This is a genomic window from Caulobacter sp. CCH9-E1 (assembly GCF_001556515.1).
In the GTDB taxonomy this organism is placed as follows: domain Bacteria; phylum Pseudomonadota; class Alphaproteobacteria; order Caulobacterales; family Caulobacteraceae; genus Caulobacter.
Genome location: NZ_LSJA01000337.1, coordinates 1 through 12,474 on the forward strand (window position 1 = coordinate 1; position 12,474 = coordinate 12,474).

7 protein-coding genes and 1 pseudogene are annotated in these 12,474 nt (G+C 67.1%); 4 read left to right on the top strand and 4 right to left on the bottom strand.

Annotation, left to right across the window (positions count from 1 at the left end):
• The 3 genes and pseudogenes from AX690_RS19420 to AX690_RS19430 form a co-directional block, all read right to left on the bottom strand.
• Window positions 1-270 (bottom strand): annotated as a pseudogene (locus AX690_RS19420) (glycoside hydrolase family 3 protein); the annotation flags it as partial.
• Window positions 271-317: 47 nt separating this feature from the next.
• On the bottom strand, window positions 318-1,862 hold the full coding sequence (locus AX690_RS19425) for a tryptophan halogenase family protein (RefSeq protein WP_066683716.1): 1,545 nt from the start codon (window positions 1,860-1,862) through the stop codon (window positions 318-320).
• Window positions 1,863-1,925: 63 nt separating this feature from the next.
• Window positions 1,926-4,889: a TonB-dependent receptor gene (locus AX690_RS19430; protein ID WP_082769756.1), complete on the bottom strand. Its 2,964-nt coding sequence runs from the start codon at window positions 4,887-4,889 to the stop codon at window positions 1,926-1,928.
• A 291-nt stretch (window positions 4,890-5,180) separates the two neighbouring features.
• On the opposite strand from AX690_RS19430, the gene AX690_RS19435 reads away from it, so the two are divergent.
• Together AX690_RS19435 and AX690_RS19440 are read left to right on the top strand one after the other, a co-directional pair.
• Entirely contained in the window at window positions 5,181-5,864 is a 684-nt protein-coding gene (locus AX690_RS19435) for a SapC family protein (protein WP_066683714.1), read from the top strand.
• Window positions 5,861-6,895 (top strand): cupin-like domain-containing protein, encoded by a 1,035-nt coding sequence (locus AX690_RS19440; protein ID WP_066683712.1) that lies wholly within the window; start codon window positions 5,861-5,863, stop codon window positions 6,893-6,895. Before AX690_RS19435 ends, AX690_RS19440 begins: the two co-directional genes overlap by 4 nt.
• Window positions 6,896-6,931: 36 nt before the next feature.
• On the opposite strand, the gene AX690_RS19445 is transcribed toward AX690_RS19440, so the two are convergent.
• Window positions 6,932-9,004, bottom strand: coding sequence for an alpha-L-arabinofuranosidase C-terminal domain-containing protein (locus AX690_RS19445; RefSeq protein ID WP_082769757.1), 2,073 nt, complete (start codon window positions 9,002-9,004; stop codon window positions 6,932-6,934).
• A 296-nt stretch (window positions 9,005-9,300) separates the two neighbouring features.
• Here AX690_RS19445 and AX690_RS19450 point away from each other — a divergent pair, with 296 nt between their 5' ends.
• Both AX690_RS19450 and AX690_RS19455 read left to right on the top strand, forming a co-directional pair.
• Window positions 9,301-10,335, top strand: coding sequence for an alpha/beta hydrolase family protein (locus AX690_RS19450; RefSeq protein WP_197426917.1), 1,035 nt, complete (start codon window positions 9,301-9,303; stop codon window positions 10,333-10,335).
• Between the two features lie 32 nt (window positions 10,336-10,367).
• A complete protein-coding gene (locus tag AX690_RS19455; protein WP_156449727.1) occupies window positions 10,368-12,266 on the top strand; it encodes an NPCBM/NEW2 domain-containing protein in 1,899 nt (632 codons plus the stop codon).
• Window positions 12,267-12,474 lie beyond the last annotated feature (208 nt).

Here is a 12,474-nt window from a genome sequence, read left to right on the forward strand (position 1 = left end):
CGTCGGCAGCGAGCCCAGCGCGCCGTGCAGCGACTCCGTCCACCAGTTATAGGCGGGCACGCCCAGGCGCGGGATCGCCGGAGCGGTGTTGAGCAGCTGATCGAGCTTCTCCTCGGTCGTCATCTTGGCCACCAGCTCGGCGGCCATCTGGTCGGCCTTCTGGCGGGTCGGGGATGTGGTCTGGGCCTGGGCCAGCGGCGCCAGACCCAGGACCAGGCTAAGGCAAAGCGCCGTGCTCGCGCCCAGACGGCGCCGTGAAGACCTGGACATGGATTTCCCCTTGAACTGAAAACTTGAATGGGTGTCGACGAACGCGCTCAGACCGGCTGGAGGCCGTGCTCGACGATCTTGCGGATCAGGTCGCGATGCCGGGGCAGGGTGGCGCGCAGGCGCTCGGTCTGCAGGGCGTTTTCGCGCAGGGCGCGCTGGGCCAGCGCCGCCTCGTCGGCCAGGGCCTCGCGCTCGACCTCGGTCCGAAAGCCCATGCCGTAGAGCACGTACTGGTAGCTGGCGGCCGGGAAGACTTCCTCGACACGGTCGAACTCCTCGTGCAGCCACGGCGGCTGGTGACGCCACAGGCGCAGCAGGTCCGAGAGGCGCTCGGGGATGGTGTCGGGGTCACGGTTGTCGCGCCAGAAGGCGGTGTCGCTCCGCTGGCTCAGCACATAGTGCAACTTGAGAAAGTCGATGATCCGGCCCCAGCGGTACTGAGTGGTGGCGTTGAAGCGGCCGGCGATCACGTCCATCACCTCGCGGCAGGCCGGCATCTGCTCGGCGATCAGCTTGGCCGACAGCTCGATCAGCACGATGGCCGAGGCCTCGAGCGGCTCCAGGAAGCCGGCGGCCAGGCCCACGGCCACGCAGTTTCGCTTCCAGAAGATCTCGCGGTGGCCCGAACGGATGCCGATCTTGCGCACCGGCAGGTCGCGATACGCCGGGCCGATATAGGCGCGCAGCTCTCGCTCGGCGTCCTCGTCGGAGATGTGGCGGCTGGAAAAGACGTGGCCGACGCCGCGCCGCGTGGGCAGGCCGATGTCCCAGATCCAGCCAGCCGATTGGGCCGTCGAGATGGTGTGGGTCGAGATCGGGCTGGCCTCGGTCTCGTAGGGAACCTGGATGGCCAGGGCGGTGTCGCAGAACAGCACGTCGCCACAGTCCTTGAACGGCACGCCCAGGGCCTCGCCCAGCAGCAGCGAGCGGAAGCCGGTGCAGTCGACGAAGAGATCGCCCGCGATCTCGCCGGCCTGCTCGGTGACGATGGCGCGGATGTCGCCGTCCTCGGCGAGGTCCACGCGCTGGACGTCGGCCAGGACGTGACGCACGCCCAGCTTTTCACAGCAGTGCCGCTGCAGGAACGGCGCGAACTTGCCGGCGTCCAGGTGGTAGGCGTAGTTCGCCGCGCCTTGGTACTGGGCGCTGGCGATCGTCTTGGGCGCCAGGCCCTCGTCGCAGAGCACGCCCTGCGGACAGACCGCGTCGCAGAAGCTGACGTCGCCGCCTTGGGCCAGCCAGTGCGGCGCGAGGTTCACCTGAGAGAAGGCCTGCGGCAGCACCAGCGGGTGGTAGTAGGCGTCGTCCTCGGCGCCCGTGGTCCAGCGGGCGAACTTGGCACCTTGCTTGAAGGCCGCGTCGCACTCGCGGAAGAAGTCGGTTTCGGAGACCCCGATCTTGGCCAGGGTCGTGCGTAGGGTTGGCCAGGTGCCTTCGCCGACGCCGATGACCGGCGTGTTGGGCGACTCCACCAGGGTGATCGTGAAGCCGGAAGCCCGCCGCGCCTTGTGCTTGGCGGCGATCACGCCCGCGGTGAGCCAGCCGGCGGTGCCGCCGCCGACGATGACGATGTTCTTGACCGGACGGACCATGGATCGAACGCTGAAAAGAACGGCTGGGAGCGCCATTGACGCTCCCAGCCAGGGGGAGTGCAACTAGAAGCGGAAGCGCGCGCCAGCCGTGTAGCGGCGTCCGTACGCGAAGACGTCCAGCAGCTGGTTATCGAACCGTCCGTGGGTGCTCTGCGTCTCGTTGGTGAGATTGATCGCCTCGAAGAACAGATTGATCTGCTTGGTCAGGGCGTAGCTGGTCGAGAAGTCGACCTGCAGGTTCGGATTTTCGAACGTCGGTTCCGAGCCGAAGGCGCCGGTGTTCTGGTTCTGACCGAAGCCGCGCAGGTACTCCTCGCGGTAGTTGACCGCCACCCGCGCCTCGAAGCCGTTCTTGTCATAGAAGGCCACGAGGTTGGCGGAGTTGGCCAAGCCGGTGATCGCGAAGCCGCTCTGGGAGATGTCCTTCGGATCGTAGGGCTTGTTGGTGTCGACGAAGGTGGCGTTGGCGTTGAAGCCAAAGCCGCTGTCGCCGAACACGTGCTGCCAGGCTAGCTCGACACCGCGCACGGTGGCTTCCGGCCCGTTCACCTGCTGGGTCACGGCGAAGATCGCCGGCTGGCCGGTGGTCGGGTCGATCACCCCGTTGATGTTCTGGCGGGTGGTGCCTCCGACGATGAAGTTGCTGACGTCCTTGATGAAGACGTTCACCGCCGCGTACGAGTTCGGCTTGTAGTACCACTCCACCGCCGCGTCGAAGTTGTCGGCGAGGTACGGCTTCAACGAGGGGCTGCCGCCGCTGGCCGTCAGGGCGCCGACCCGCTGCCCCGTGCCCACGCTGGCGACGGGGGTCAGCAGGTTCAGGCCGGGACGGGTCAGGGTCCGCGAGGCGTCGAGACGCAGGTGGACGCTCTCGGTCAACTCCAGCTTCATGTCGACGCTGGGGAGCAGGTACGAATAGTTGCTCTTGGTCGAGACCGCCTGGGGTTGGCTTAGCGTCACGGTCAGCAGGGTGGGGTCGCCGGCGCTACGGGTGATCGCCGTCGGCACCTGGCCAAAGCCCTTGGACGTGACGTGGGTGTTCTCCTCGCGAACGCCGGCGTTGAAGTGGAACGGCATGCCGGCCACCTCGACCTCGAAGTTGGCCTTCACGAACAGCGCCCAGGTCTTTTCGGTGATGTCCCGGATACTGCCGTTGTCCAGCGCCATGTCGAAGGCGCCCGTGAACTGGGTTCCGACGCCGCCCCCGCCATAGTTGAAGCCGGGAATGTTCTTGGTCTGAGGATTGCCCAGGCCGCTTAGGAACGCCTGATAGGCGTGGGCGTCGAACTTCAGCAGGTACGGAGGCAGGGCGCCATCGAAGCCTGGAATGAAGTTCTTGGTGCTGACACGCTCGGTGAACAGAGTGGCCGGCACCATGACGCCGCCGTTCGGACCGGACGCCGGGCCATAGCCTGGATAGGCCTGCCAGAAGTTGTTGACGAAGGTGTTCTTCTGCTGGAACTGGAACCGATCTTCCAGATAGGCGCCGCCGGCCTTGATCCTGAAGCCGTCCTGCTCCCAGGCGCCGGTGAACCGCAGTTGCTTGACGACGTCGGTGTTCTGTTGGGCTTGGCGAACCACCACGTGCGACCCGATCACCGAGGTGTCGGCCCACCGCGAGCCATCGCCGTTGGGGCCGTAGTCGTGCAAGACCGGCAGGGTGTTCTTGCTGCCGCCGTCGATCCTGATGCCCAAGGACGGGCCGATGCCGAAGCCGTAGCCGACGTCGGCGCCGTCGCTGGTCACCTCGCCGCCGGGGTTGAGCCAGCTCTTGGCGTAGCTGGCGTCGCCCTCGAAGCTCAGGTTTTCAGACACGTCCCACTTGACGTTCAGGCCCGTCTGGTTGGTCCGCAGCACCGAACGGTCCGTGCCGGCCGTGAAGTCGGTCTGTGATCCGGCCTGGGTGAAGTCGACCGTGGTGCCGTTCTGGTCCAGCTTGACGTTGCGAAGGCCATCCTGGTTGAACCAGATGCCGTAGCCGAAGTTGTCGGCCCGGATGCTCTGGCGCGAATAGTTGTCGTCCAGGGTGACCGTCACGCCATCGACGGGGGCCCATTGAAGGGCGATGCGGCCGTCGATCCGCTCGTCCTTGGTATAGATCTGGCTGGCGCCGGCTTGCTGTTCGAACCAGCCCAGAACAGTCTTGGTGGACGCGTTCACTTCGCCCGGCGCGCAAGTGGCCGTCAGTTGGCACGGCGCGTAGTAGCCGCCCGGCCAGCCGCTGATATAGACGCGGTTGGTCTGGGTGTCGTGGCGCGTGTACATGCCGTCCACGAGGATGCCGAACTTGTTGTCGGCGAAGGTGTCGCTGAACAGCGCGCCGACGGTGGGCACGATCTTGCCGGCGTCGTCCTGCAGCGAGCCCGACGCGGTGACCGCCATCCGGCGACCCGGCTTGTCGAAGGGCTTTGGGAAGGCGACGTTCACCGAGGCCCCGATCGAGCTGCTCGACAGCGTGACGTCCGGCGTCTTGTAGACGCTGAGGCCGCCCACGAAGTCCGCGCCGACGGTGCTGAAGTCCACCGAGCGGCCGCCCGTGGCCGTCGAGATTCGACGGCCGTCATAGAGGGTCTCGTTGAAGTCGCCGCCGAAGCCGCGGACGGTGATCCCTTGCGGTTCGCCGCGCGAGCCGGACCGCTGGATCGAGACCCCCGGAAGGCGCTGCAGCGAAGCGGCCACGTTGGCGTCCGGGAACTTGCCGATGTCCTCGGCCGAGATGGCGTCGACGACGCCCGGCGAGGACCGCTTGATGTCGAGGTTACGCTGCAGAGAGCCGCGCAGGCCGGTGATGATCACCTGCTCCACGACGCTGGACTCGGATGCTTTTTGACCGCCCGCCTGGGGTTCGGCCTCGGCCGGCGCGTTAAGCGCCGAGGCGGTGGCGATGGCTTCGTCCGACGGGCGCTCGGACGCTTGCGCGACGCCGAACACCGTCAGGGCCAGCAGGCTCGAGGCGCTGGCGAGCGCAACCTTGGATGCGCCTGATCGCCTGATTTTACTCAGGTTACTCGGATTGGTCCCTCTCATCGTTTCCCCTCCTGAGGTTATGGATGACTCTTTGCCGGCGATGCAGCGCCGGGTGATCCGAGATCGCGTCAGCGTCTCGAATTTCTTTGTCAGAGAGGGGGTTTAGGCAGCCTTGTGCGATCCTGGCGCATCTTAGTCCTCCCTATATATTCTTGTTATGCGAGGACGGTAACGCGCAAAGGTAGCGGTATCAACGAATATTTTGTCGGTGTTATTATTGCCCCGAAATTCGACGCGTGTGATCGTGGGTTGAGGTATCGTCCCGGGGGCAAGGGGCGAGGGGAGGAAGCCTTGGCGGACTTGGAACAGCTGAATGTCAGCGACCACGCGGGCCTGCGTCTGGGTGACTTGCCCGGCCGACGACCGCACTTCGTCCAGATCGTGGCGTCGGAGTTCGGAGCCGCCGCGGCCGTCTGTCCGATCTTCCTGACCAAGAACGCCGAGACCGGCCAATTCTACGCCGGCGCGATGTTCGGCTTCGAGCCCGGCGAGAACCTGCTGGACGCCACCGAGGGCGGCGCGCGTCTGTTCCAGCCGCTGGATCTGGAGCGCCAGGGCTTCTTCATCGGGCCCGCGGGCGAGGTCCTGGTCGATCCATCGCATCCGCGCTTCGCGACGGGGCGAGGGACTTCGCTGTTCGAAGGCGATGGCCAACCGGCCCAAGCCGCGCGTCGCATCCAGCAAGCTCTGGGCCGCTTGCAAGCGGGCGTCGCCGAGACCGACGCCTTCATTCAGGCCTTGCTGACCCACAAACTGGTCGAGCCGATCGACATCGACCTGTCGTTCGACGACGGCCGCAGCCTCAGCCTCGGCGGGCTCTATACCGTCAGTCTGGATACTCTGGGCGAGCTGGACGACGCGACGGCGCTCGATCTCTTCCGGACGGGCCGCCTGCAACTGGTCCACGCCATGGCCGGCTCGCTGAAGCAGCTCTCCCGCCTGGCGGCGCTGCGCAACGATAGGCTGGCCGCGTGACGGCGGACCAGACGACGCCGGTGCGCGTCGTCGAGGCCGAGGCGCTGGCGGGCCTGGACCCGGCGGCGTTCAATCGCGAGATCATGGCGCCGTGCCAACCGGTGCTGCTGCGCGGCGTCTGCCGCGCCTGGCCGGTTCGCCAAAAGGCGGAGGAGGGCTGGGCCAGCCTCGCGGCCTACCTGCAGTGGCTGGACGCCGGCCGGGCCGGCGAGGCGTTCATCGGCGCGCCGGCCATCGCTGGTCGCTACGACTACGGCCGCGACCTCGAAGGTTTCAACTTCCAGCGCGAGTCGTTGCCCCTGGGCCGGGCGCTACAGCGCATCGACGCCGCCGCCGCCGATCCTGGCCTGGACAGCGTTTATCTCGGCTCGTTGCCGGCCGACGACTACGTCCCGGCGTTCGCGGCCGAGAACCCGGTCGGCTTCCTGCCGCCCACGGCGCGGCCGAGGCTGTGGCTGGGCAACGCCAGCCACGTCGCCTGCCACTACGACGCTTTCGACAATCTGGCCTGCTTGGTCGCGGGTCGCCGGCGCTTCACGCTTTATCCGCCGGACGCGATCGGCGACCTCTATGTCGGTCCGATCGACCACACCATGGCCGGGCAGCCGGTTTCGCTGGCCGCCGGGGCGCCGCCGGACGATCCCCGCTATCCTCGTTTCGCCGCCGCCAAGGCCCGCGCCCTGGTCGTCGAACTTGAACCGGGCGATGGCCTGTACCTGCCCAAGCTGTGGTGGCATCAGGTCGAGGCGCTGGAGCCGCGCAACCTGCTGGTCAATTACTGGTGGGACGGCTTCGCGATGGGGGCGGACGCGCCCTATGCGGCCATGATGCTGGCCATGATCACCCTGGCCGAGCGCCCCGAGGCCGAGCGCAAGGCCTGGCGGGCCTTCTTCGACCACTATGTCTTCCGGCCCGATGGCCATCCGCTGGCGCACTTGCCGGAGGAGCGACGCGGCGCTCTCGGCTCGCTGGCGGGCGACGCCTATGGCCGGATCCGCGCTTTCGTGATGCGGACGCTGAGAGGCGGGTAGGGCGCCGGACTGGCCGACGCCCCCCCCCTTACAAGCTCACCGCGCGTCGAGCGGGAACTCGAACACCGTCACCGAGGTTGGCGCGGTTGTCAGGCGGCCGCCCGACAGCTTGGCGGCGCTTTCGGCGATCGTGACGCCGGCGGGCTGGCCGACCTTGTTCTCGGCCTTCAGCGAAGCGCCCGTCAGCACCCACTTGCGGCCCGCGCTCTTGGCCTTGAGCGCCTTCAGGTTCAGGGCGACCGTCTGGGTGTCGAAGGTGGCGTTGACCACCCCGATCCGCAGCGCCTTGCCGTCGGGGCTGAGGCCCGCGATCACGTCCAGCGGGTAGGTGGGGCTGCCCGCGCGGACCTGGGGATGGGCCGAGCCGACCACATATTGCGGGGCGGGCTGGGGCGACTGTCCGTCGACCGCCAACGGCGTGACGCCGGCCCCGAACCGCTCGCCATAGAGCTTGAACACCAGGCCCGTGGCGTTAAGCGTCGAGGCGGTCGGCGTGATGTCCATGGTCGAGGCCCCCGTGGTGAAGGCCGACATGGTCAGGAAGTCGGTGTGGCGCAGCATCTCCTGCAGCACCATGGCGTAGGCCAGCGAGGACTTCAGATTGACCTGGCCGAAATAGGCGTACTCGTCCATCGACAGGAAGATGTTCTTGTCCTTCATCGCCGGGAAGCGGGACTGGTAGATCTTCCACTCCTCGGCCTTCATGCGGACGTGGTTCGACGGCGAGCGGGCCCATTCCATCAGCTCGATGTCGGCGGGGGCGTTGGGGCGCTCCTCGGGCCGGTCGTACCAGTGCTCGGAGATGCCGTCGAAATTGCCCCAGGCCTTGGCCAGGAAGCCGCCGGTCCAGTCCTCCTCGGTCCCGAACTTGTGGGCGATGCTCTCCAGCGTGGGGTTCTCCTTGACGTCGCGCGGATGCAGCTGGTCGGGCATGGCGCCCGAGGCGATCAGGGTGATGCTGGGATCCACCGCCCGCATGGCCGCGGCGAAGTGGTTGTGCTTGATCATGTAGTAGTCGAGCGTCGTCTTGCCGATCTGCCACCAGCCGTAGGGCTCGTTGCCGATGTTCCAGAACTTCACGCGATAGGGCTCGGGATGGCCGTTGGCGGCGCGTTTCGCGCCCCAGGTGCTGGTCGCCGGGCCGTTGATGTACTCCACCTCCTCGGCCGCCGAGTTGGCGTCGCCCAGGCCGGCGTTCACGGTGATGTAGGGCTCGACGTCGATGATCTTCGTCAGGTCCAGCCACTCGTCCATGCCGATGTCGTTGGGCTGCATGGCGCTCCAGGCGTGATCGAACATCGGCGCGCGCTTGTCGCGCGGCCCGATCGCGCCATGCCAGTCCCAGTCGGACAGGAAGTTGCCGCCCGGAAGACGCCAGAAGCCCGAGTTCAGCGACTTGGCGATGGCCGTGGTGTCGGCGCGCCAGCCGCGGATGTTGTCGGATGGCATCAGAGAGACCGCGCCGATCTTGAACTGACCCTGGCCCTGGCCGGTGATCTCCAGTCGCGCGTCGGTCGCGTCGGCGGTCGGAGTGAAGCTGAAGTCGACGCTCTTCCAGTCGGCGCTTGGCGCGGCCAGACTCACTGTCTGCCGGTCTGCTGGCCCAGCCCCCCAGACCAGGGTGACCTCGACCTTGGCGCCCGGATCGCCCGACAGCTGGACATAGCCGTCATAGCGCTTTCCCTTGGCCAGTCCGATGCCGGCCTGCGAGAGGCCCCGCTTGTTGGCGGGGTCCACCGTCACGACGGGGCTCTGGGCGCCGACGTAAGGCGCCTTGGTGTCCATCACGACGACATCGTCGCCGCCGATGGGGCGCCACTTGCGGTAGGAGACGCCTGGTCGGCCCTCGGCGTTCGGGGGCGGCGGGACATCCCGCGCCTGCGGAACCACCGGATAGTAGAACTTGCGGTCGTCCAGCATCTCGGCCCACAGCGTGCGGGCCACCAGGCCGCCGATCGGCTCTATGAACATGCCATATTCGTATTTGGTGACGGCCGCCGAGCGACGAGTCCCGTCGATATCGACCTTGATCGGCGCCGTGGGCGCGGCCCCCGCCGCTCCCGCCAGAGCCCAAACCATGCAGGCGCTGGCGATCAGTCTGTAACGCATGAACCCTCCCTATTACTCTGTCTATTTTGAGCAACCATAGGTCGCTGAAGCTTGGCGGGCGAGTCTGTTTTATGCGTGAAAACGCGCGTTTTACGACCTTGGTCGGTATTTTGGTTCCCAACGCGACCGACACAAAGCTGATTGACGCGGGTCGGTTTAAGCGGACAAAAGGTAACGCTCACATCGAGATCGCCGAGCGATGCGCTCAGGCGGCGGCCAGGGAGGACGGGATGACGGCGGGTAATCAGCGCGACTCGAAGCGGATGACGCGGCGCGGCCGCATCGGCGCCTTCATGATGGCGGCCTGCGTGCTGGCGACGCCCGCGACGGTGCTGGCTCAAGTGGGAACGAAGGCGCCGCCGGTCGTGGCGGGCGCCAAGCCGGTGACGATTGAGCGCATTAAGGTCCACTCCGTCGCCATCGAGGGCAACCTGGAAGGCGAGAGCGCCGATCGCGACGTGCTGGTCGTCCTGCCGCCCGGCTACGCCGCCAATCCGAAGAAGCGCTATCCGGTCGTCTACGCCCTGCACGGCTATTCGATCGGCGCCGAGCAGTGGAGCCGAGAAATCCACGCGCCCCAGACCGTCGAGGGCGCGTTCGCCAAGGGCGTCGCCGAGATGATCGTCGTCCTGCCCGACAGCAAGACGCTGCACAACGGCTCGATGTACTCCAGCTCCCAGACCACGGGCGATTTCGAGACCTTCGTTTCGCGCGACCTGGTGGCCTATGTCGACCAGCACTACCGCACCCTGGCCAAGCGCGAGAGCCGGGGCCTGGTCGGCCACTCGATGGGCGGCTACGGGGCCAGCCGCATCGGCATGCGCCACGCCGACGTGTTCGGGGCGCTCTACCTGATGAGCCCGTGCTGCCTGTCGCCGCGCGAGCCGGGCAAGGTCGATCCCGAAGCCGCCGCGACCCTGGCCGCGATCAAGACGCCGGAGGAGGCCACGAAGCTGCCCTGGGGCCTGCGCGCCCAGCTGGCGACGGCCGCGGCCTGGTCGCCGAATCCGAAGCGTCCGCCGCTCTATCTGGACCTTCCGGTCGAGAACGGCGCGGTGCGAACCGATGTGCTGGCCAAGTGGGCGGCCAACGCGCCCTTGGCCTTTGTCGACCAATATATCGGCGCGCTGCGTCGCTATAAGGCGATCGCCATGGACGTCGGCGATCGCGACGGCCTGAAGGACGACGCGACCAAGCTGCACGAGGTGTTCGATCGCTACGGCCTGGCCAACAGCTTCGAGATCTATCCGGGCGATCACACCAGCGACGTGGCGATCCGGTTCCAGGACCATGTGCTGCCGTTCTTCGGCAAGAACCTCCAGGCGCGCTGAGCCGCGCGGACCGAGTTTCGAGGAGTATGCGTATGAAAAGGCGTTCTTACATTGGCGCGGCCCTGGCCGTGGGTCTGCTGACGTCGGCTTCCGGCGTCGCTTTAGCCGATCCGCTAGCCGCGACCGGACGCTGGAGCGCCTATAGCCGCGCCGCGGCCCAGACGCCGCCGATGGGCTGGAACAGCTGGAACGCCTTCACCAGCGACCTCGACGAGGACAAGGTCATGGGCTCGGCCCAGGCCCTGGTCGACACCGGTTTGGCGGCCAAGGGCTATCGCTATGTGAACCTCGACGACGGCTGGTGGCTGAAGCGCCGGGAGTCCGACGGCCGGATGATCGCCCGCGCCGCCCGCTTCCCGTCGGCGGCGACGCCGGACGGATCGACCAGCTTCCGGCCGCTCACCGACCGTCTGCATGGCATGGGGCTGAAGGCCGGCATCTATTCGGACATCGGTCGCAACAGCTGCGGCCAGGTGTTCACCTCGACCTTCCCGAACCAGCCCGAGGGCAACGTGGCCGAGCGCGAGGTCGGGCTCTACGGTCACGTCGACCAGGACATCGCCCTCTATTTCGTCGAATGGGGCTTCGACCTGATCAAGGTCGATGGGTGCGGGGTGCGCGGTTTGCCGCCCAGCGACAAGCGGGTCCAGGCCGGCCAATATCGCGCCTTCGAGCCGATCATCGACATCGACTCCCTGGGTCGCACCAACATCGTCAAGGTGCGCGAGCTCTACGAGGAGGTCGGGCGGGCGCTCGACAAGCACAATCCCGACGCCGATTTCGTCTTCTCGCTCTGCATCTGGGGCTCGGCCGATGTCCGCTCGTGGGGCAAGGACGTGGGCGCCATGTCGCGAACCAGCGAGGACATCTCGCCGACCTGGGGCCGCATGCTGCACAACCTCGACAGCGTTTCGCGCCGCGCCCTCTACGCTCAGCCGGGCGCGTGGAACGATCCGGACATGCTGTTCGTCGGCAAGGGCGACTTCGACGTCAGCCATCTGGAGGCGGCGCGGTCGCACTTCGCGCTGTGGGCGATGGTCAACGCGCCGCTGCTGATCGGCTACGACCTGCGCCAGGCCTCGCCGGCGCTGCTGGAGGTCCTCGGCGCGAAGGACGTCATCGCCCTGAACCAGGACCCGGCCGGCAACCAGGCGGTGCTGGCCTACGACTCCGACGACGTCTCCATCTTCGTGAAGACCCTGGCCAGCGGCGACAAGGCCGCGGCGATCTTCAATCGAACCTCCGCGCCGCTCGAGGTGGTGCTGACGGCCGAGCAGCTGAAGTTCCTGGCCAAGGCCGACATCGACCTGACCAACCTGTGGACCGGCGAGCAGGTCCGCTTCCAGGGCGAGCGCAAGTTCAAGCTGGAGCCGCGCCAGACCCTGCTGTTCCGGGCGAAAGGGACGCGCCGGCTGGCCGACGGTCTCTTCCTGTCCGAGCAGCCGGGCGCGGTGAACCCCGCCGTCGACGGCGTGGTCACGCCGGTCGTGGACCCGATGATCCATCGCGCCCCGCTGCCGTGGCGCAACACGCGCGGCTTTGGCGAGCGGCCACGTTACGGCGGCTGGGGCGGGGCGCAGGCCGACCGCACGCCCTTCGACCAGGAGCTTGCGATCTCCGGCCGCGCCTTCGACACCGGGATCGGCGTCCTGGGCAATTCGCGCCTGGAGGTCCGCAACGCCGGCTTCCGCCGCTTTACAGCCAGCGTCGGCGTCGACGACTCCGCCGTCGACAAGGCGCGAGTCGTGACCTTCGAAGTCTATGGCGATGGCAGGCGATTGGCGCGCTCGAAGCCAGCCAAGTGGGGCCAGGCGCCGCAAGCCCTCGACGTCGATGTCTCAGGCGTGAAGCTGATCGAGTTGGTCGCTCGGACGAGCGGGCAGGGCAATGCCGATCCGGTCACCTGGGGCGACGCGGCCCTTAGGCGTTGAGGCCGAATTGACGCTCCAGGGTGGGGCATATACTCAGACAAGATCATCCTAGAGGCGTTCGCGTAAGCCGGATTCGCATCGCGGCCGACAGCGAGCGCTCTCATAGATTTCGCAGGACTACCCATGTCGTCTCCGTCTGGCGCCGCCCCCAAGCTTCGTTCGCGCGCGTGGTTTGACAATCCGGACAACATCGACATGACGGCGCTTT